Consider the following 18,903-nt stretch of genomic DNA (forward strand, 5'->3'; position numbering starts at 1 on the left):
CCCCTGCGCTGCGCTCCGGGGTTCCCTCGCTACGGGCATGCTCCCGGGAGTACGCGCTGCAGGCCCCATCCCTGGGGCCTCAGCGCTTGACGGGCATCCATGCCCGTCACCTCCCTCCGCATGCCCTTCGCTCGGCCTCCTGAAGTCGCGAAGATCAAGATCAAGATCAAGATCAACAGCCAGATCAGAAGCCGTGCGGGGGGGTGGTAGGCGGCGCGAAGCCTCTGACCCGCCGTAGGGGCGCAAAGGGCCTTGGCAACGCCCGTCCGGACGTATGGCCTGCAAAGCCGCGCTTGGACCCCGCCGCGTGATGCGCGACAATAGCGATCATTTTCGGAGCCCCCCATGACCGATTTCACCCCCGACGCCATCCTCGATGCCACCGGCCTGAACTGCCCGGAGCCGGTGATGATGCTGCACCAGCACGTACGCAACCTGGCCGCCGGCGGCCTGCTCAAGGTCATCGCCACCGACCCGTCCACCCGCCGCGACATTCCCAAGTTCTGCAACTTCCTCGGCCACGAACTCGTGCAACAGCAGGAAGACGCCGGCACCTTCCTTTACTGGATTCGCAAAAAAGCCGACTGAAACCCTGTGCAACCCACCCGGCGATGCGCCTACACTGCGCTCCCCAGACAGGAGAGCGCCATGCTGATAGTTGCCGACGAAAACATCCCGCTGCTCGATGCCTTCTTCCAAGGCTTCGGGGAAATTCGCCGCTACCCCGGCCGAAGCCTCGATGCCGCCAGCGTCAAGGACGCCGATATCCTGCTGGTACGCTCGGTGACCAAGGTTGACCGCACATTGCTCGAAGGCAGCCGGGTACGCTTCGTCGGTACCTGCACCATCGGTACCGATCACCTCGACCTGGACTATTTCGCCGAAGCCGGCATTCGCTGGAGCAGCGCGCCAGGCTGCAATGCCCGCGGCGTGGTCGATTACGTGCTGGGCAGCCTGCTGACCCTGGCCGAACTGGATGGCGTTGCGCTGCCCGAACGGGTCTACGGCGTGGTCGGTGCAGGTGAGGTCGGGGGGCGGCTGGTACGTGTGCTGCGCGGCCTGGGCTGGAAGGTGCTGGTGTGCGACCCGCTGCGCGAGGCCGCTGAAGGCGGTGACTACGTCAGCCTGGAAACCATTGTCCAGCAGTGTGATGTGATCAGCCTGCATACCCCGTTGCAGCGTAGCGGCGGCTACCCCACCTGGCACTTGCTGGGCCAGGCGCAATTGGCACAATTGCGCCCGGGTGCCTGGCTGGTCAACGCCAGCCGTGGGCCGGTGGTGGACAACGCCGCCCTGCGCGAGCTGCTGCTGCAGCGCGACGACATCCATGCCGTGCTGGATGTATGGGAAGGCGAGCCGCAAGTCGACCTGCAACTGGCCGACCTGTGTACCCTGGCGTCACCGCATATTGCCGGTTACAGCCTCGACGGCCGCCAGCGTGGCACCGCGCAGATCTACCAGGCCCTGTGCCGCTTCCTCGGGGTGGATGAGCAGGTTCAACTGGCCGACCTGCTGCCGCGCCCGCCGCTGGCGCAAATCGAGCTGGATGCCAGCGCCGACCCGGCCTGGGCCCTGGCCACCCTGTGCCGCGCCGTGTACGACCCGCGCCGTGACGATGCCGACTTCCGCCGCAGCCTGAGCGCCGACCCACAACAACAGCGTGCCGCGTTCGACCAGTTGCGCAAGCAGTACCCAGCGCGACGCGAAATCGAGGGGCTGGCGGTGCGCCTGCGGGGCGAGGCGCCGCAGTTGGCGCAACTGGTCAGTGCGCTGGGTGGCGTATTGGTCTGACGGCGTGCCGGCCGCTGCACGGGCATTCGCCCGGATGAGAGCGCCCAGCCGGGCCTGGCCGCATGAGGCCAGTGCAGAACTCAGGGCAAATAAAAACCCGGCGCAGGCGCCGGGTTGCAAAAAATTCGCCGCTCAACCTTTGCGCACGCGCTCGACCCGGCTCTGTTCCAGGGCCTTGCAAGCCTGCTGGATCATCTGCTCGGTGATGGGTACTTCGCGCCCCTGGGCATCAATGATCGAACCGCATACCTGGGGTTGCTGGTTCGGCCGGGGCTGCTGGTTGTCGCTGGTAGGCTGCAAGCTCATGCATGGTCTCCTCATCAGGTGAACACTCAGGGTAGTCCTGCACCGTGACTGGCCTGTGACGACAGGCTCGTCACGGCAATACCAGTCCAACAGAAACGCTGGCAAAGCTCCATACCCTGGTTAGATCGATAGGCTATAGCCACCTGCCCGCGTTCCCCAGCCCTGATGAGTGGTAGTCTGGGCCTTCGCCACACATAGTGATCGTCGCCATGTCCGAATCGGTTTCCCCGCAACCACGCCGGGCATTGCGCCTGGCCTGGCAGTTCGTTCGCCCCTATCGCCGGCAGGTTCTGCTGGCCTTGCTGGCACTGGTGGTCACTGCGGGCATCACCTTGTCGATGGGCCAAGGCATCCGGCTGCTGGTCGACCAGGGTTTCATGACCCGTTCCGCGCACCAGCTCAACCAGACCATCGGGCTGTTCCTGCTGCTGGTATTGGCCCTGGCGGTGGGTACGTTCAGCCGTTTCTACCTGGTGTCCTGGATTGGCGAGCGCTGCGTGGCCGACATGCGGCGGGCCGTGTTCAACCACCTGATCGGCCTGCACCCCGGCTTTTTCGAGGATAACCGCAGCGCCGAGATCCAGTCGCGGCTGACAGCAGACACCACGCTGCTGCAATCGGTCATCGGTTCGTCGCTGTCGATGTTCCTGCGCAATGCATTGATGGTGCTGGGCGGTGTGGTGCTGCTGTTCATTACCAACCCCAAGCTCACCAGCATCGTGGTGGTGACCCTGCCGCTGGTGTTGGCGCCCATCCTGCTGTTTGGTCGCCGCGTACGCAGGCTGTCGCGGCAGAGCCAGGACCGGGTCGCCGATGTAGGCAGCTACGTGGCCGAGACGCTGGGGCAGATCAAGACTGTGCAGGCCTACAACCATCAGGCACATGACCGCGCACTTTTTGCCGACACGGTCGAGGCGGCATTCACCGTGGCGCGCAAGCGCATTGCCCAGCGGGCCTGGCTGATCACTCTGGTGATCGTCTTGGTGCTGGGGGCGGTTGGGGTGATGCTGTGGGTGGGCGGCATGGATGTGATCGCCGGGCGCATATCCGCCGGCGAACTGGCCGCCTTCGTGTTCTACAGCCTGATCGTCGGCAGCGCCTTCGGCACCCTCAGTGAAGTGATCGGCGAACTGCAGCGCGCTGCCGGTGCTGGCGAGCGCATCGCCGAACTGCTGGCCGCACGCAGCGCAATCCTGCCGGGCTGTGCCGCCTCGGGCCTGCCGGGGCAGAGGGCCCGCGGGCACATCGAGTTGCAGGAACTGGTGTTCGCCTACCCGTCACGGCCCACCGTGGCAGCGGTAGCTGGCCTGAGCCTGGTCATCGAGCCTGGCCAGACCGTGGCCCTGGTCGGCCCATCAGGGGCCGGCAAGTCGACCTTGTTCGATCTGTTGCTACGGTTTTACGACCCCCAGCAAGGGCGCATCCTGCTCGACGGCCAGCCGCTGACAGAATTCGACCCTGACCAGCTGCGACGGCAGTTTGCCCTGGTTGCACAGAACCCTTCGCTGTTCCGTGGCACGGTGGAAGCCAATATCCGCTATGGCCGCCCCGAGGCGAGCCAGGCCGAGGTCGAAGCCGCAGCCCGCGGCGCCCATGCCGATGAATTCATTCGGCAGTTACCTCAGGGCTACCAGACACCGCTGGGGGAGGGTGGCATCGGGCTTTCCGGCGGCCAGCGCCAGCGCCTGGCGATTGCCCGGGCGCTACTGGTGGACGCGCCGATCCTGTTGCTGGACGAAGCCACCAGCGCCCTCGACGCGCAAAGCGAACACCTGATCCAGCAAGCACTGCCCCGCCTGATGGCCGGGCGTACCACGCTGGTCATCGCCCATCGGCTGGCCACGGTCCAGCACGCCGAGCGCATCGCGGTCATCGACCAGGGGCGCTTGGTGGCGGTGGGCACTCATCGCCAATTGATCGAGCAAAGCCCGCTGTATGCCCGGCTGGCGGCCTTGCAGTTCACCAGTGCCTGACACAGGGGTGACGGGGGCAGTGCAGGGGTGGCTATCGGCTTTCAACGCCACCGTTGGTGGCAGTTTCCAGGCACAAAAAAGCCCGCATCAGCGGGCTTCTGGAGGATCTGGTCGGAGAGACAGGATTCGAACCTGCGGCCTTCTCGTCCCGAACGAGACGCGCTACCTGGCTGCGCTACACTCCGATGAACAAAATCCTACTGCATCGTGTTTTTGCTCGCAAGCCCCTGTTGTGCAAAGGGGGTTTGCTGAAAACGCGGCGCGGTTACAGCTCTTTCACGGTGCGGATCTGGTCTTTGTTCAGGCGGGTGCGCTTGCCGTCCAGCTGCTCGAATTCGTAGAAGCCGGAGTCTTCGTCGTAGGACGGTTTATCCGTCGCCTGGATTTCTCGGCCATCGTTCAGGGTGATAACGGTTGGGGTGGAGCAGCCGGCAAGGGTGCCCAGGCCCAAAGCGAGCAGGAAGGCGGGTAGGGTCCGTTTGATCATCGTGGTTCTCCAAGTGCGATGGTGCTAGATGACATTTATGACGCAGGACTTTAGTGCAAGTTCACTGCAAGTGCATCATAGCGATAAATCTGCGCGGTTGATCCAGGGCAAGTTTGTTGGGCGCAACCCGGTAAAAGTGCGCTGTGATATAACTGCGGCCAACCTATCCTGTTGTGACGGACCCCCATGAAAGCCAAGGCAGATACCCCCTTTGTGCCGCTGAATATCGCGGTGCTCACCGTTAGCGACACCCGCACGCCCGACACCGATACCTCTGGCCAGATGTTCGTCGACCGGTTGAGCGAGGCCGGCCATCACCTGGCAGAGCGGGTATTGCTCAAGGACGACCTGTACAAGATCCGCGCACAGGTTGCCACCTGGATCGCCGACGAACGCGTGCAGGTGGTGCTGATTACCGGCGGCACTGGCTTTACCGGCCGCGACAGCACGCCGGAGGCGGTGGCCTGTCTGCTGGACAAGCAGGTCGATGGCTTTGGCGAGTTGTTCCGGCAGATCTCCGTGCCGGATATCGGTACGTCCACGGTGCAGTCGCGGGCCTTGGCCGGCCTGGCCAATGGCACCCTGGTGTGCTGCCTGCCGGGCTCGACCAATGCCGTGCGCACCGGTTGGGACGGCATTCTTGCCGAGCAACTCGACGCCCGCCATCGGCCATGCAACTTTGTCCCGCACCTGAAGCAGGCAATGGCCTGTGACAGCCGTGGCTGAGGTCAGTCAGCCACGGCCGCTGATGCCGGTAGAGCAAGCCCTGGAACAATTGCTGGCATTGGCCGAGGCGGCACCGATTCAGGAGACTGAAAACCTGCCCCTGGCCGAGGCGGAGGGCAGGGTACTGGCGACCGACCTGGTGGCCTCGCTCGACCTGCCGCCCTGGCCGAACAGTGCCATGGACGGCTACGCCCTGCGCCTGGCCGACTGGCAGGGCCAGCCGTTGCCCGTCAGCCAGCGCATCTTCGCCGGCCATGCGCCACAGCCTCTGCAGCCGGGCACCTGTGCCCGGATCTTTACCGGCGCCCCGGTGCCGGCAGGTGCCGATTGCGTCGAGATGCAGGAAAACACCCAGGTGCTGGAGGATGGCCAGGTACGTTTCGTCGAGGCGCTGCACGCCGGGCAGAACATTCGCCCGCAGGGCCAGGAAACCCGCAAGGGCGAGCAGGTGATGAACGCCGGCACGCGCCTGGGGCCGATCGAACTGGGTCTGGCGGCGACCCTGGGCCACGCCCGGCTCGAGGTGGTACGCAAGGTCAAAGTGGCGGTGCTGTCCACCGGCGACGAACTGGTCGAGCCCGGGCTGCCGTTGGGGCCCGGGCAAATCTACAACAGCAATCGTCGGCTACTGGTCAGTTGGTTGCAGCGCCTGGGGTGCGAGGTGGTCGATGCCGGCATCCTGCCGGATGACCTGGCGCAGACCCGCGCCTGCCTGGCCGGGCTGGGCCACGTCGACCTGATCCTGTCCACTGGCGGCGTGTCGGTGGGCGAGGCCGATTACCTGGGGGCCGCACTGCGCGAAGCGGGCGAGTTGGCGCTGTGGAAGCTGGCGATCAAGCCGGGCAAACCGCTGACCTTCGGCCATTACCAGGGCGTGCCGGTGATCGGCCTGCCGGGTAATCCGGCCTCGACCCTGGTCACCTTTGGCCTGCTGACCCGGCCCTACCTGCTGCGGCGCCAAGGGGTGGGCAATGTCATGCCGCTGCGCTTCGACATGCCGGCGGGGTTTGACTGGCCCAAACCCGGTAGCCGCCGCGAATACTTGCGTGCGCGCATCGAGGACGGCCAGGTGCGCATCTACAAGAACCAGAGTTCGGGTGTGCTGCGCAGCGCAGCCTGGGCCGACGGGCTGGTGGAGGTGCGCGAAGGCAGCACGCCGAAAACGGGTGACAGCGTGCCATTCATTCCCTTCAGCGAACTACTTGGCTGAACGCCCCAGCCAGGCATCGGCCAGCGGCCCTGGCACCGGTGCTGCCTGGGTCAGGCGCATGTGCACGGTTTCCAGTTGATGAGCCGCCACGCTCCAGTCGTGGCGCTGGCGGGCGAACTGGCGCCCGGCCGCGCTCAACTGGCTCATGCGCCAGGGCTGGTTGAGCAACTGGGTGATCAGCAGGGCCAGTTGATCACTGTCATCGCTGCCCAGGTAATGCTCGCCGTTGTTCACCGCCAGCCCGGAAACGCCCTTGCCGGTACTGATGACCGGCAAGCCGGCAGCCATTGCTTCAAGGATTTTCACCTTCGAGCCACCGGTATAGCGCAGCGGCGCAAAAAACAGGGCTGAGCGGCTTTGCAGCTCACGCAGATCGGGGCGATAGCCGAGCCATTCGATCCGCGGGTCATTCCAGTGCAGCTTCCAGCTGGCCGGCATTGCATGCCCGGCAATCGCCAGGCGCACGGCCGGGTTGCTCAGCCACACCTGCGGCATGATGTCTTCCAGCGCCCACTCGATGGCTTCCAGGTTGGCGCCGTATTCAAAATTGCCGACAAACAGCAGGCGCTGGCTGTGCAGCGCCGGCTGCACCTGCTGGTAGAAATCACATTCCACGCCATTGACCACCACATTCACCGGGCGCCTACTGATCTGCCCGATCAGCTCGGCGTCGTGAGCGCTGACGGCTACCAGCTCGGTGGGCTGGCCCAGCACGCGCTGTTCCCAGCGCCGGTAGCGCCAGCGGTCGAAGGCATTGAGCGGGCGTAGCCATAACGGCAGGCGGTCATGGCAGGCGCTGCCGGTAACCGACTCCAGGTTGTGTTCGCTGAGCATGAAGGGCAGGCCGCGGGCCTGCAGGGCCTTCTCGAACGGCTGGAAGCTATAGCTGTGCTCGATCTGGATCACGTCCCAAGGTTCCTCCAGCAACTGCTCGAAGCGGTGCCGCAACGCTGCGCAAAGGCCGTTGATGATCGCCCGCATGGGGTAGTCGATGATCGGCGATGCCAGCAGGTTCAGCGGGCTATGCAGCGGCCTGCGCGGCAGGACTATCAGCCGTTCGAGGTACGGTTCCAGTGCCTCGCGTGCGGCGTCGCTGAGGGGTATCTTCGATTGCACCAACAAGGTGATGCGGTGGCCGCGCTGGGCCAGTGCCCGGATCAGGTGGTATTGGCGAGTCTTGCAGCCACTGGTGGTCGGCCAAGGCAGGTAAGGCAGTGTCCAGAGAATACGCATGACCGTGGTCCTCGCTGACGGCTGCAGAGGGCAAGACGCACCTGTCGGCCGGTTGCAGGAGAGGGCCGGGAGGTGCGTCCGTGGCGGGCAAGTCAGGGCATTTCACAGTCAAAATGCTGACTCGCCTGTGCTCATTCGCTTGTAGGGTCAAAAACCTGTCAAAAGTGTCTCGACTCAGCATAGCCGGGCATTGTCGGCTGTGGAAAAAATGCCATTATCTTCACTACTAGCCGAGCCGGCGCTGCTGCAGGGAACACCGCCTGCCACGCGCGACACGCCGCTGGCTGTTTTTGAACGCGGCATGCAACGATCCACGCGTGCCCGTGGTCGAGATAGGGTTGGTCAACCTCAGGGAGATGCGCCTATGCAAGCGCGCAAGGCAATGCTGGTCCTGCACGGCAAGCAGGCGATGAACGACGAACTGCGCGATGCCGTGCACGACATGCGCGACAGTGGCTGGGTGCTGGATGTGCGGGTCACCTGGGAGGCGGGCGATGCCCAGCGCCTGGTGACCGAGGCGCTGGCGGCAGGTTACAGCCACATTGTCGCCGGTGGCGGCGACGGGACCCTGCGCGATGTGGCCGAGGCCATGGGGCAGGCCGGGACCGATGCCAGCCTGGTATTGCTGCCGTTGGGCACCGCCAACGATTTTGCCAAGGCTGCCGGCATTCCGCTGGAGCCTGCCGCTGCGCTGGCCTTGTTGAACGTGGCGGCACAGCCCATAGACCTGGGCCAGGCCGGCGACCAGCTGTTCCTCAACATGGCCACCGGCGGGTTCGGTAGCCAGGTCACGGCCAATACGTCCGAAGACCTGAAGAAGGTCCTGGGCGCCGCGGCCTATCTGTTCACCGGCCTCACACGCTTCAGCGAACTGCAGGCGGCTTCGGTCGAGCTGCAAGGGCCGGATTTCCACTGGCAAGGGGACCTGCTGGCACTGGGCATCGGCAATGGCCGCCAGGCGGGAGGCGGGCAGGAGCTGTGCCCGGATGCGGTAGTCGATGATGGCTTGCTCGATATCGCCGTGTTGCCTGCCCCACAGGAAATGCTGGGCACGTTGCGTGACCTGCTGGCCGGTGATGGCCTGTTCGTCCGTGCCAGGTTGCCCTGGGTCGAGATCAAGAGCGCCCAGGGCCTGGACCTCAACCTCGATGGCGAGCCCTTGCAGACTACCAATTTGCGTTTCGAAGCCCGGCCCGCAGCGTTGCGCCTGCACCTGCCTGCCGGGTCGCCGCTGCTCAGTCGTCTAGGCTGATGATCTTTTCGCGCACGGCAAACAGTACCAGGCCAGCCACGTCATGAATTTGCAGGCGCTTCATGATTTGCGAGCGGTGGGTTTCCACGGTCTTGATCGACAGGCCAAGGCCAGTGGCAATTTCCCGGGTCGACTTGCCTCGCACGATCAGGCGCAGGATCTCCAGTTGGCGCGCCGTGAGGTTGTGCCGGTCGCTGCCGCCCTGTGCGCCCGGCCTGTTGCGCTGCAGCGCCTGGTTGATGACGGTGTGGGCAATGGCCGGGCTCAGGTAACGCTCGCCGTGGCGTACTGCCTCCAGGGCCTGCTCCAGCTCGGTGGCACTGGTGTCCTTGAGCAAGTAACCGTGGGCACCGCTTTCCAGGGCACGCATGATCAGGTCCGGATCGGTGTGCATCGACAGGATCAGCACCTTGCAGGTGCTGCCGCAGGCCCGCAATTGGGTCAGGGCGTCCAGGCCGCTGGTCGAGCGCATGGAAATGTCCAGCAGGACGATGTCCGGCGCCAGTGCGCGCACCTGCTCAAGCAACTGGCTGCCATCGTCGGCCTCACCGACCACGCTGTAGCCGGGAATGTCGCAAACCAGCGCACGTACGCCGGCGCGGATCAGCGAGTGGTCGTCGACCAGCAGCAATCTACAGGTCATGGGCAACAGTACTCCTGGCGCGTTGCTGGGTGCGCGGTGGCCACGGGAACATCGCTTCTATCCGTGTACCCTGGCCAGGCTGGCTGGTGATCTGCAGGCTGCCCTGCAAGGGCGTTACCCGCTCCTGCATGCCGGCCAGGCCGCGCTGGCCGGCCTCGGCCGGGTGCCGGGCGGGGACGAAGCCGCGGCCATCGTCGTGAATCGACAACGCCAGCCCGGCAGGGGTGCGTTGCAGGCGCACAACCAGGTTGCGTGCCTGGGCATGGCGCAGCATGTTGGTGACTGCTTCCTGGGTGATGCGGAACACTGCCATGGCCACTGCATCGTCAATGCCGCCCAGACGTTGGTTGCACGCCAGGCTCCAGTGTACGCTGCTGCTGCCCAGCGTGCGGACCAAGTGCGCGCGCAAGCTGGCTTCCAACCCAAGACTCGCCAATTGCCTGGGATTGAGCAGGCTCGACACGTTGCGTACCGTGCCCAGGGTGTCATCCAGGGTGCTGTGCAGCGCATCGCAGTGGCCCTGCAACTCGGCCGGCATGCGCCGTTTCAGCCACTGCAGTTGCAGTTTGGCGGCAGTCAGCAATTGGCCAATGTCGTCGTGCAACTCCCGGCTCAGGTGTTGCCGCTCGTCTTCCTGCACCTTCAGCATGCGCTCGGCCAGTTCAGCCGGCCGCAGGCTGATCGACCTCGCCCCCAACCCCAACTGCAGGGTGGCGGCCAGCGTTGCGGCCAACTGCAAAAGCAGCAGGCCAGCCGGGATAGCCAGGTTGGCCAGGTACAGCATCAGGTTGGTGACCAGCGAGGCCACACACAGCCCGACCGTCAGCCAGCGCAGCAGGGCAACGCGGCAGCAGCTACGCATGTAGAATTTCAAGCGTGGGAGCATAAATAGGGAAGCCACTGAAGTATTGCTGATAGAGGCCTTGCACAATGCGGGTCAGAGGCTTTGGCGCAGTACTTCCGCTGTTTGGTCGAGCACCTGATGTGCAAACTTTTTTGTGATTGCAAGTGTTTGTGGGGGCGCATATTACCACTTCGTACGGTGTCGGTCGCGGCTGGGTGACGCTCCGAAACGCTTGTTGGCAGGGCGGTGCCGGGTAGCAAAGTGCCACCCGCGGATCCCGCTGCTCGCACCCGCGCTGCAACTAAGGCGGTAATGATTCAACTTGGCCTTCCTGAAACTTTGCGAACTTTGCAAGTTCGACCAGCGCAGGGCTTGAGTGCATGTAGTTAGTTGCACTTCTGGTCAGGTTAATGCGCGCGGTACGACCGGCTGCCATGGCTGCCGGAGCGCATGACATCATGCGGGTGATCGCACGTTTTGCCTGCTTCATCGCAAGACGCGCAAGCAGGGGCAAGGGGTTGCTGCACGACCTTGGCCAGCTCGCCCAGCAGCACCAGTTGCTCGCCGATATCCAGGTTCAACCGCCCGGTTCGGCTGTCGAGCAACTCCAGTTGCCAGGCCAGCAGGGTCAGGCACGCCTCGATCGCAGGCAATGCCTCTGGCTGCAGGCAGCCGCTGTAGCAGGCCGGGGCCAGCAACTGATGAAGCGCGGTGGCGTAATGGGCAACTTCGCGCGCGCCCAGGCGGGTGGCCTGCCCGGCGAGGCTGGCCAAGGTGCTGTCCAGGCAGCGGCAGGCGTCTGGATCGTTGTCGATCAATTCCAGATGCTGCAGGCATTCCTGGGCCTGGGTCAGCAGTACCTGGGCATCCAGCAGGAAGCCCTGCAGTGCGTTATCGAACGCTAAGGCAGTGTCCATGATCAGGTCCCCGCGCGTGGGGTAGGCGCAGGTGACGGGCACGCCGCAACGATAGCTAGCAAAAGCCTGACTCCATTCATGCAATGAGAATGGCGTCACATTAATGGCTAAAGGATATCGCGAATATCAGGTTTCACCTGACTGCCCCTAGGGGTTTCCCTGATGCGGGCTGCCGAATTCGAGCGGGGTGCCGGCAGTAAAGCATGATGGTAAAGTGATATCAATTGCCGGGTCGGCATTTTCCCGCAAGGGTCAAGGTGTGCGGGAAGCCGCCGATACAGGGTAGATCAATTCACCTTTTTCGACTCAAGCCTGGGGGCTTTCCAATGGCTGGCATTCTCGACACGGTAGACCAACGCACGCAACTGGTAGGTGAGAACCGCCTGGAAATCCTGATGTTCCGCCTGGCGGGCCGCCAATTGTTCGCGATCAACGTGTTCAAGGTCCAGGAAGTGCTGCAACTGCCCAAGCTCACCCTGATGCCCCAGCGTCATGCGTTCGTCTGCGGTGTGGTCAACCTGCGTGGGCAGACGTTGCCGGTGATCGACCTGTCCCAGGCCATTGGCATGCGCCCGCTGCAACCCACGCCCGACAGCACCATCATCGTCACCGAATACAACCGCTCGGTGCAGGCTTTCCTGGTAGGAGGGGTCGACCGCATCGTCAACATGAACTGGGAGTCGATCATGCCGCCGCCGTCCAGCGCCGGGCGCCAGCATTACCTGACTGCCATCACCAAGGTCGATGAGCAACTGGTCGAGGTCATCGACGTGGAAAAGGTGCTGGCTGAAATCGTGCCTTACAACGCCCGGGTTTCCGGCGACAAACTGGCCGACCCCGTGCTGGCACGGGCGCGAGGCCGCGAGGTGCTGCTGGTGGACGACTCCAGTGTGGCCCTGGCGCAGTTGCGCGACACCTTGTCCCAGTTGGGCATGAAACTGCATGTGGCCAGTGATGGCCTGAAGGCACTGCGCATGCTCAAGGGTTGGGCCGATGCCGGCGAGGACGTGTGTGAAAAGCTGCTGATGGTGTTCACCGACGCCGAAATGCCGGAAATGGACGGTTACCGCCTGACCACCGAGATTCGTGGCGATGCGCGGCTGCGCCAACTCTATGTGGTGCTGCACACATCGCTGTCGGGCAGTTTCAATGAATCCATGGTCAAGAAAGTGGGTTGCGACAACTTCCTTTCCAAGTTCCAGCCCGATCGCCTGGTCGACGTGGTCAAGCAGCGCCTGCTGCTGGATACGGCCACCGCGTGATCGCCACGCCTGCCCGGTATAAGCTTGGCATTTGCCAAGACGCGAGGCGGCAGGGATGTTTCTGAGTGAGTTGTACCGATACCCGGTGAAGTCGTGCCAGGCGCAGAGCCTGCGCGCTTCGCCGGTGGGGCTGCTGGGCCTGCAGGGTGACCGGCGCTGGATGGTGGTCGAGGCAGAAAACGGACGCTTCCTGACCCAACGTGCCTGGCCACGCCTTGGCCAGATCGCGGCGCACGATGACGGCTGCGGCCAGCTGCTGTTGCAGGCGCCTGGGCGCGCCTCGCTGAGGGTGGCAGTGCCACCTGCCGATGAGGGCCTGCGTGGCGTGACGATCTGGCGCGATACCTTGCGCGTGCCAGACGCCGGCGATGGCGCGGCGGCCTGGCTGAGCGAGTGGCTGGGCAAGGCTGTGCGCCTGGTGCATTGCCCGGAGCAGCGTGCCCGTTATTTGCCCAACGGTTATGGCTTCAACAGCGATCGCGCGGCTTTTCCGGATGGTTTCCCCTTGTTGCTGATCGGCCAGGGCTCGCTGGACGAGCTTGACCGCCGCGTGGGGCGGCCCATGGAGATGCTGCGTTTTCGGCCGAACCTGGTAGTGCAGGGCGCCGAGCCTTTCGCCGAGGATGGCTGGTAGCGGATCCGCATTGGCACCCTCGAATTCCGGGTGCTCAAACCGAGTGTGAGGTGCATCTTTACCACTATCGACCCCGCCACCGGCGAGCGCAGTGAAGACCGTGAACCGATGGCCACGCTCAGGACCTTCCGCGAAAAGGAAGGCGATATCCTGTTCGGGCAGAACCTGGCGGTGGATGGCAGCGGGTGGCTTGAGGTCGGGATGGGCGTGGAAATCCTGGAATAGCTGTGTGCTGGCACCGGCCTGTTCACAGGTTTGCCCGTGAACAGGCCGGCAAGGGCTCAGCGAACCTTACATGTCATCGAAATACCGCTCATGCCAATCCACCAGCGGCTGCGGTGCATTCAGTTTCTGCCCGTAGATCACCGAATACGACAGCACGTTCTGCACGTATTGGCGGGTTTCGTCGAACGGGATCGACTCCACCCACACATCGAAACTCAGGTGCTTGGCGCCCCTCAGCCACTGGCGCACGCGCCCGGGCCCGGCATTGTAGGCTGCCGAGGCCAGGACCCGGTTGCCGTTGAACTGGCTGTGCACCTGGCTCAGGTAGGCGGCGCCCAGCTGGATGTTCTTGTCCGGGTTGAGCACTTGTGCCGGTGAGGCAAGCGGAATGCTGAACTTGCGGGCCGTTTCCTTGGCGGTAGCCGGCATCAGTTGCATCAGGCCGCTGGCGCCGACCGGGGAGCGTGCGTCTTCCATGAACGCGCTTTCCTGGCGGGTAATGGCGAATACCCAGCTCGAATGCAGGCCGCGCACATTGGCTTCGCGCACCAGGGTGTCGCGGTGGGCCATCGGGAAGCGGATGTCCAGGTCGTCCCAGTACTGGGCCTGGCTGATGGTGCGGATGGCCGGGAAGTACCAGCGTAATTCATAACCCAGGCGCGCCTGCGCCACCATTTCATCGCGGTTGAAGTGCCGGCTGACGTGGTACCACTCGCGGCGGCCTTCGACGATCTGGCCGCGGGCATGGAATTCCAGCGCCCGCTGGATGCCGGGTGTATTGCGTACTTTCTTCACCAGTTGCGGGCTCAGCAACAGGGGTTTGTTGTTCAGCTGGTACGGTGTCTTGGCCCGGTCGGCGGCGAGGAAACCATAGAAGTCACGCTCGCGCGCCACGGTCTTGTACAGTAGAGGGATCTGTGGGTTGTTCGGCTGTGCCAGCTCCAGGCTGCGCGCTTGCCAGTACTTCCAGCGGCTGCTGCTGGCCAGGTCCTGAGGCAGGCGCCGGGTCAGCTCGTAGGCGTCTTCCCAGCGGCCCAGGCGCAGCAGCAGGCGCAGGCGCCATTCACTGACGGTGTTGTCGCGCAGCTCAGGGTCGTAGCGGGTCATCAGGTCGAGCGCACGCGGGTCGTAGCGGCGGGCCAGGGTCAGGCCGATTTCGCGGGCGATGGCCACCTTTTCGTCGCGGGAAAAATGCATGCGCTGGGCGTAGTCGTCCAGCAGCGCCATGGCCCGCTCCGGGTCCTGGCGCGCCAGGCGGCGCAGGCCCAGGCTGACCACATCGGCCATCGCCTCGTTGGCCGGGGCAAAGCGTGATGGCTGGTTTAGCAGCTCAGGCTTCTGTGCCACGTCGACCAGCAGCCGGCCTTGTGCGCCGAGGGTGGTCAGGCCGTTGACCAGGCTGTTGGCCAGGCTGTAATTGCGCGCCTGGGCTGCCAGCTTGGTGCGCTGCCAGCGCTTGCTCTCGGTGAGCTGGCCTTCAGCGGCCCACATGCCGAACAGTGTGTCGCACGCGGCAGGTTGCGACTTGCCCACGTTCCACAGCTTTTCGGCGGTGGCGTTGCCTTCGGCGCGCAGGCCATGGCTGAGCTGGTACTGGCCGTTGAGGCAATCGAGCTCGGTGAAGTTGAGCTTGGGGTCGTAGTACTTGACGAAGGTGTCCCACTCACCGCGTTCGGCCAGCCAGCGCAACCAGCGCAGCTTCATCCAGTTGGCCTGGGGCAGGTCGCCATGCTTGGCGAGGAACGCCTCGATTTCCTGGTTGCTGGCGCTTTTCAGGCGGGCGGTGAGCTCGTCGTAGGCCAGGTAAGGGGTCAGCGGGTAGTCGCTCAGGGCCTGGGCATAGCGCAGGTAGGGGCCTTTGTCGCCTTTGGCCAGCGCGCGTTTGGCCTCGTCGTAGTACTGGCGCTGGAGGGTGAGGTCGGTGGCCTGTGCCGCGCTGGTGGCAGCGGTTAGCAGCAGGCAGGAAGCAATTTGTAACAGGCGGCTGCGCATGATACGTCCGGGCAGTTGAACCATGGGGAAGTGACGGCGGAGCCAGCACTGTTGGTAGCTATTGCCTTAGCTTAGCCGTTTGCCGGCAGCAGGTGAAAGCACTGTGCTTGTATCGGCATATTAACGTCGACCGGATGTCGCCACGGGTGCATCGATTGGCCTGGCAGCTGCCGTCGGGGGCCCAACTCAGGTAGAATGCGCGCCCGATTTATGGAGACCAACATGACCCTGCTCAAATTCAGCGATGTGTCCCTCGCATTCGGCGCCATGCCGCTGCTGGACAAAGTGTCCTGGCAGATCGCTCGTGGCGAGCGGGTGTGCATCATCGGCCGCAACGGCACCGGCAAGTCGAGCATGCTGCGCCTGGTCAAGGGCGAGCAAAAGGGCGACGACGGGGAAATCTGGCGTGCGCCGGGCCTGAAGATCGGCGAACTGCCGCAGGAACTGCCGGTGGCCGATGAGCGCACGGTGTTCGACGTGGTCGCGGCCGGCCTCGACGGCGTGGGTGAACTGCTGGCGCAGTTCCACCACCTGAGCATGAACATCCAGGGCGACGATGACCTGGAAAAGCTCATGCATGTTCAGCACGAACTGGAAGCCCGCGACGGCTGGCGCCTGCAGCAGGTGGTGGAAAGCACCCTCAGCCGCCTGCAACTGCCTGCCGACAAGACCCTGGCCGAGCTGTCCGGTGGCTGGCGCCGCCGTGTGCTGCTGGCCCAGGCGCTGGTGTCGGAGCCCGACCTGCTGCTGCTCGACGAGCCGACCAACCACCTGGACATCGGCGCCATTGCCTGGCTCGAAGAGGCCCTGCGCGGCTTCAACGGCGCGGTGCTGTTCATTACCCACGACCGGTCGTTCCTGCAGAACCTGGCCACCCGCATCCTTGAACTGGACCGTGGCGGCCTGATCGACTGGAACGGCGACTACGCCAGCTTCCTGGTGCACAAGGAGGCCGCACTGGCCGCCGAAGAAACCGCCAACGCGCTGTTCGACAAGCGCCTGGCCCAGGAAGAAGTGTGGATTCGCCAGGGCATCAAGGCCCGCCGTACCCGCAACGAAGGTCGCGTGCGTGCCTTGAAGGCCCTGCGGGTAGAGCGTGGCGAGCGCCGCGAACGCCAGGGCAAGGCCAATATCCAGATCGAGGCGGCGGAAAAGTCCGGCAAGCAGGTCATGGTGCTGGAAAACGTGAGTTTCCATCATCCCGAAGGGCCGATGCTGGTCAAGGACTTCTCCATGGTCCTGCAGCGCGAAGACCGTATCGGCCTGCTGGGTGCCAACGGTACCGGCAAGACCACCTTGCTGAAGTTGATGCTCGGTGACCTGGAGCCCACTTCAGGCAAGGTCGAGCGCGGCACCAAGCTGGAAGTGGCCTATTTCGACCAGATGCGCCACCAGCTCGAGCTGGAAAAGACGGTGATCGACAACCTCGCCGAAGGCCGTGACTTCATCGAGATCGATGGGCAGAACCGCCATGTGCTCAGTTACCTGGGCGACTTCCTGTTCAGCCCCCAGCGTGCGCGCACGCCGGTCAAGGCGCTGTCGGGGGGTGAGCGTGCCCGGCTGCTGCTGGCCAAGCTGTTCAGCAAGCCGGCCAACCTGCTGGTGCTCGACGAACCGACCAACGACCTGGACGTGGAAACCCTCGAACTGCTCGAAGAGGTGCTGTCCAACTACAAGGGCACCGTGCTGATCGTCAGCCACGACCGGGCCTTCCTCGACAACGTCGTCACCAGCACCCTGGTGTTCGAAGGCGAGGGCAAGGTGCGCGAGTATGTAGGGGGTTATGAGGACTGGATTCGCCAGGGCGGCTCGCCGAAGCTGCTGGGCGTGACCGAGAGCAAGGGCGGCAAGTCGGCCCTCAACAGCGCGGTGGTGGAGAAGGTCGAGGCCAAGCCTGCGCCTGTTGCTGCGCCGGTGGTGGAGGAGGCATCGAAGAAAAAGCTCAGCTACAAGCTGCAGCGTGAGCTGGAGATGCTGCCGGGGCAGATCGACGCGCTGGAGCAGCGCATGGCTGAAGCCCAGGAAGAAGTGAATGCGGTGGGCTTCTATCAGCGGCCGATTGCGGAAACTTCGGCGGTGCTGGCCAGGATCGAGAAGCTGCAGGGTGAGCTGGATGTACTGGTAGAGCGCTGGGCTGAGCTGGAAGGCTGATAGTTGTTAGCCTGGTCCGGCCCTATCGCCGGCAAGCCAGCTCCCACAGGGACACCATAAGGCTTGAAATCCATGGTGCCTCTGTGGGAGCTGGCTTGCCGGCGATAGGGCCGGACCAGGTCGGATCAGTCTTTCTTCTGCAAGCGTACCGCCAGCACGTCACATGGCGCACCGTGCAGCACGTCATTGGCCGTGGAACCCAACAGCAACGCCAGGCCGTGGCGGCCATGGCTGCCGACCACGATCAGGTCGCAGTGTTGTTCCTTGGCAAGCTGGTGAATTTCCTGGCGAGGTTGGCCGTAGGTCAGGTGCGAGTCGCCCCGATTAATGTCCGGGTACTTGTTGAACAACCGGTCCATGCGCTCTTTGGCCTGGTCGAACTGCTGTTGTTGCAGTTGCGACAGGTCCATCGGCACATCGCCGCCAAATGCCATGGCCATTGGCTCGACGATATGCACCAGCGATACCTTGGCGTTCGATGGGGCAGCCAAGGCCATGGCGCGCTTGATTACCGGGTCGCATTCTTCGGTCAGGTCGACCGCGACCAACAAATGTTCGTAGGGCATGAGCAGTACTCCTGACAATCGCGATAAAGGAAGTATGGTCGCTTTCGGGCGGGTCTTCCGTGAAAAATGGCTAACCAGCTCATTTGCAACGCTTTATGGAATCTACTGATATGACGGTATTGCTGGTGGTGTCAATCCTTGCGCTGATTCTCAGCCCGTTTTCCTGGTTGCGCAGTTCGCGCAAGCAGAGCGAGCAGATGAAGCTGCGCTTGGAGGCCCGACGTATGGGGTTGGCCATGCAGCTGGCGCCGCAGCAGTGGCCGCACTGGCTGGAGAAGGAGCCGCCAAGTCCTTGCCCGCAGTACCACCGGGCGCGCCGCCGTGGGCACCAGAACAGCTTCAGCTACTGGCAGGTCAGCCCGGGGGTGTGGTGGAACCAGTACCGCGAACCCTGCGAAGACCCGCGTCACGTGGAGGCGCTGGCGCGCTTGCCGGCGAGCGTTTACAAGGTAGAGGCCGATGCCCGGATGATCGCGTTGTACTGGACTGAACGGGGCGATATGGCTGTATTGCGGGATGTTGCCTACGTCCTCGAAACCCTCGCCTGAGTTCAGCTAAACACGATCCCTTTAGGGGCAACTCTCTTTCTCAAAATTTGAAAAGCCTGCGCGATTCATTGTGGGAGCGGGCAAGCCCGCGAAGCAGGCGACGCGGTGTCTGGCACCGGCTTTGCCGGTGTTCGCGGGCATGC

General features: G+C 63.9%; 17 protein-coding genes, 1 tRNA gene and 1 pseudogene. 10 read left to right on the forward strand and 9 right to left on the reverse strand.

What is annotated here, in order from left to right:
- Positions 1 to 345: 345 nt before the first annotated feature.
- Positions 346 to 588 carry a sulfurtransferase TusA gene (gene tusA / locus DMX12_RS23300; RefSeq protein ID WP_009686255.1) on the forward strand — a complete coding sequence of 81 codons (243 nt, stop codon included), beginning with the start codon at positions 346 to 348 and terminating at the stop codon, positions 586 to 588.
- Between the two features lie 60 nt (positions 589 to 648).
- The gene (gene pdxB / locus DMX12_RS23305; RefSeq protein WP_110679564.1) at positions 649 to 1,791 is read left to right on the forward strand and encodes a 4-phosphoerythronate dehydrogenase PdxB; all 1,143 of its coding nucleotides are present in this window, start codon (positions 649 to 651) and stop codon (positions 1,789 to 1,791) included.
- 132 nt (positions 1,792 to 1,923) lie between these two features.
- Here pdxB and DMX12_RS29545 read toward each other — a convergent pair whose 3' ends face one another.
- Positions 1,924 to 2,097, reverse strand: coding sequence for a PA1571 family protein (locus tag DMX12_RS29545; protein ID WP_009686257.1), 174 nt, complete (start codon positions 2,095 to 2,097; stop codon positions 1,924 to 1,926).
- A 209-nt stretch (positions 2,098 to 2,306) separates the two neighbouring features.
- Here DMX12_RS29545 and DMX12_RS23310 point away from each other — a divergent pair, with 209 nt between their 5' ends.
- The gene (locus DMX12_RS23310) at positions 2,307 to 4,070 is read left to right on the forward strand and encodes an ABC transporter transmembrane domain-containing protein (protein ID WP_110679565.1); all 1,764 of its coding nucleotides are present in this window, start codon (positions 2,307 to 2,309) and stop codon (positions 4,068 to 4,070) included.
- A 108-nt stretch (positions 4,071 to 4,178) separates the two neighbouring features.
- Here DMX12_RS23310 and DMX12_RS23315 read toward each other — a convergent pair.
- Both DMX12_RS23315 and DMX12_RS23320 read right to left on the reverse strand, forming a co-directional pair.
- Positions 4,179 to 4,255: transfer RNA gene (locus DMX12_RS23315), tRNA-Pro, on the reverse strand.
- An 80-nt stretch (positions 4,256 to 4,335) separates the two neighbouring features.
- Positions 4,336 to 4,557, reverse strand: a complete 222-nt coding sequence (locus tag DMX12_RS23320) for a YgdI/YgdR family lipoprotein (protein WP_009686259.1) — start codon at positions 4,555 to 4,557, stop codon at positions 4,336 to 4,338.
- 186 nt (positions 4,558 to 4,743) lie between these two features.
- Here DMX12_RS23320 and moaB point away from each other — a divergent pair, with 186 nt between their 5' ends.
- Together moaB and glp are read left to right on the forward strand one after the other, a co-directional pair.
- Complete coding sequence (gene moaB, locus DMX12_RS23325) at positions 4,744 to 5,283, forward strand: molybdenum cofactor biosynthesis protein B (protein WP_009686260.1); 540 nt, start codon at positions 4,744 to 4,746, stop codon at positions 5,281 to 5,283.
- On the forward strand, positions 5,267 to 6,493 hold the full coding sequence (gene glp / locus DMX12_RS23330) for a gephyrin-like molybdotransferase Glp (protein ID WP_110679566.1): 1,227 nt from the start codon (positions 5,267 to 5,269) through the stop codon (positions 6,491 to 6,493). The genes moaB and glp overlap by 17 nt, the downstream gene beginning before the upstream one ends.
- On the opposite strand, the gene DMX12_RS23335 is transcribed toward glp, so the two are convergent.
- Positions 6,482 to 7,726 carry a glycosyltransferase family 4 protein gene (locus DMX12_RS23335; protein WP_110679567.1) on the reverse strand — a complete coding sequence of 415 codons (1,245 nt, stop codon included), beginning with the start codon at positions 7,724 to 7,726 and terminating at the stop codon, positions 6,482 to 6,484. The two genes, glp and DMX12_RS23335, sit on opposite strands and share 12 nt — an antisense overlap.
- 364 nt (positions 7,727 to 8,090) lie before the next feature.
- On the opposite strand from DMX12_RS23335, the gene yegS reads away from it, so the two are divergent.
- A complete protein-coding gene (gene yegS, locus DMX12_RS23340; RefSeq protein ID WP_110679568.1) occupies positions 8,091 to 8,978 on the forward strand; it encodes a lipid kinase YegS in 888 nt (295 codons plus the stop codon).
- Here yegS and DMX12_RS23345 read toward each other — a convergent pair.
- The 3 genes from DMX12_RS23345 to DMX12_RS23355 all read right to left on the reverse strand — a co-directional run bounded on the left by DMX12_RS23345 (position 8,962) and on the right by DMX12_RS23355 (position 11,382).
- A complete protein-coding gene (locus DMX12_RS23345) occupies positions 8,962 to 9,621 on the reverse strand; it encodes a response regulator transcription factor (RefSeq protein ID WP_029887253.1) in 660 nt (219 codons plus the stop codon). The two genes, yegS and DMX12_RS23345, sit on opposite strands and share 17 nt — an antisense overlap.
- Positions 9,611 to 10,507: a sensor histidine kinase gene (locus DMX12_RS23350; RefSeq protein ID WP_110679569.1), complete on the reverse strand. Its 897-nt coding sequence runs from the start codon at positions 10,505 to 10,507 to the stop codon at positions 9,611 to 9,613. The genes DMX12_RS23345 and DMX12_RS23350 overlap by 11 nt, the downstream gene beginning before the upstream one ends.
- Before the next feature lie 365 nt (positions 10,508 to 10,872).
- Positions 10,873 to 11,382, reverse strand: a complete 510-nt coding sequence (locus tag DMX12_RS23355; RefSeq protein ID WP_009686268.1) for a hypothetical protein — start codon at positions 11,380 to 11,382, stop codon at positions 10,873 to 10,875.
- A 326-nt stretch (positions 11,383 to 11,708) separates the two neighbouring features.
- Here DMX12_RS23355 and DMX12_RS23360 point away from each other — a divergent pair, with 326 nt between their 5' ends.
- Entirely contained in the window at positions 11,709 to 12,644 is a 936-nt protein-coding gene (locus DMX12_RS23360) for a chemotaxis protein CheV (RefSeq protein WP_110679570.1), read from the forward strand.
- A 55-nt stretch (positions 12,645 to 12,699) separates the two neighbouring features.
- Positions 12,700 to 13,503, forward strand: a pseudogene (locus DMX12_RS23365) (MOSC domain-containing protein).
- 66 nt (positions 13,504 to 13,569) lie between these two features.
- Here the strand turns inward: DMX12_RS23365 and DMX12_RS23370 are convergent.
- Positions 13,570 to 15,495: a transglycosylase SLT domain-containing protein gene (locus DMX12_RS23370; protein ID WP_110679571.1), complete on the reverse strand. Its 1,926-nt coding sequence runs from the start codon at positions 15,493 to 15,495 to the stop codon at positions 13,570 to 13,572.
- Between the two features lie 222 nt (positions 15,496 to 15,717).
- Here DMX12_RS23370 and DMX12_RS23375 point away from each other — a divergent pair, with 222 nt between their 5' ends.
- Complete coding sequence (locus DMX12_RS23375) at positions 15,718 to 17,646, forward strand: ATP-binding cassette domain-containing protein (RefSeq protein ID WP_110679572.1); 1,929 nt, start codon at positions 15,718 to 15,720, stop codon at positions 17,644 to 17,646.
- 125 nt (positions 17,647 to 17,771) lie between these two features.
- On the opposite strand, the gene DMX12_RS23380 is transcribed toward DMX12_RS23375, so the two are convergent.
- Positions 17,772 to 18,212, reverse strand: coding sequence for a universal stress protein (locus DMX12_RS23380; protein ID WP_009686273.1), 441 nt, complete (start codon positions 18,210 to 18,212; stop codon positions 17,772 to 17,774).
- 110 nt (positions 18,213 to 18,322) lie between these two features.
- Here DMX12_RS23380 and DMX12_RS23385 point away from each other — a divergent pair, with 110 nt between their 5' ends.
- Positions 18,323 to 18,760, forward strand: a complete 438-nt coding sequence (locus tag DMX12_RS23385; RefSeq protein WP_110679573.1) for a hypothetical protein — start codon at positions 18,323 to 18,325, stop codon at positions 18,758 to 18,760.
- The last annotated feature ends 143 nt before the right edge of the window (positions 18,761 to 18,903 follow it).

It is taken from the genome of Pseudomonas sp. MB-090624 (genome assembly GCF_003205245.1).
Taxonomy (GTDB): Bacteria; Pseudomonadota; Gammaproteobacteria; order Pseudomonadales; family Pseudomonadaceae; genus Aquipseudomonas; species Aquipseudomonas juntendi.

What these genes read in the sequence shown, in the direction of transcription:
- DMX12_RS29545 (WP_009686257.1), bottom strand. Translation starts at nt 2,097, where the DNA reads ATGAGCTTGCAGCCTACCAGCGACAACCAGCAGCCCCGGCCGAACCAG.
- DMX12_RS23375 (WP_110679572.1), top strand. Translation starts at nt 15,718, where the DNA reads ATGACCCTGCTCAAATTCAGCGATGTGTCCCTCGCATTCGGCGCCATG.
- DMX12_RS23335 (WP_110679567.1), bottom strand. Translation starts at nt 7,726, where the DNA reads ATGCGTATTCTCTGGACACTGCCTTACCTGCCTTGGCCGACCACCAGT.
- DMX12_RS23355 (WP_009686268.1), bottom strand. Translation starts at nt 11,382, where the DNA reads ATGGACACTGCCTTAGCGTTCGATAACGCACTGCAGGGCTTCCTGCTG.
- DMX12_RS23385 (WP_110679573.1), top strand. Translation starts at nt 18,323, where the DNA reads ATGACGGTATTGCTGGTGGTGTCAATCCTTGCGCTGATTCTCAGCCCG.
- DMX12_RS23320 (WP_009686259.1), bottom strand. Translation starts at nt 4,557, where the DNA reads ATGATCAAACGGACCCTACCCGCCTTCCTGCTCGCTTTGGGCCTGGGC.
- pdxB (WP_110679564.1), top strand. Translation starts at nt 649, where the DNA reads ATGCTGATAGTTGCCGACGAAAACATCCCGCTGCTCGATGCCTTCTTC.
- tusA (WP_009686255.1), top strand. Translation starts at nt 346, where the DNA reads ATGACCGATTTCACCCCCGACGCCATCCTCGATGCCACCGGCCTGAAC.
- DMX12_RS23310 (WP_110679565.1), top strand. Translation starts at nt 2,307, where the DNA reads ATGTCCGAATCGGTTTCCCCGCAACCACGCCGGGCATTGCGCCTGGCC.
- DMX12_RS23350 (WP_110679569.1), bottom strand. Translation starts at nt 10,507, where the DNA reads ATGCTCCCACGCTTGAAATTCTACATGCGTAGCTGCTGCCGCGTTGCC.
- yegS (WP_110679568.1), top strand. Translation starts at nt 8,091, where the DNA reads ATGCAAGCGCGCAAGGCAATGCTGGTCCTGCACGGCAAGCAGGCGATG.
- DMX12_RS23360 (WP_110679570.1), top strand. Translation starts at nt 11,709, where the DNA reads ATGGCTGGCATTCTCGACACGGTAGACCAACGCACGCAACTGGTAGGT.
- DMX12_RS23345 (WP_029887253.1), bottom strand. Translation starts at nt 9,621, where the DNA reads ATGACCTGTAGATTGCTGCTGGTCGACGACCACTCGCTGATCCGCGCC.
- moaB (WP_009686260.1), top strand. Translation starts at nt 4,744, where the DNA reads ATGAAAGCCAAGGCAGATACCCCCTTTGTGCCGCTGAATATCGCGGTG.
- DMX12_RS23380 (WP_009686273.1), bottom strand. Translation starts at nt 18,212, where the DNA reads ATGCCCTACGAACATTTGTTGGTCGCGGTCGACCTGACCGAAGAATGC.
- DMX12_RS23370 (WP_110679571.1), bottom strand. Translation starts at nt 15,495, where the DNA reads ATGCGCAGCCGCCTGTTACAAATTGCTTCCTGCCTGCTGCTAACCGCT.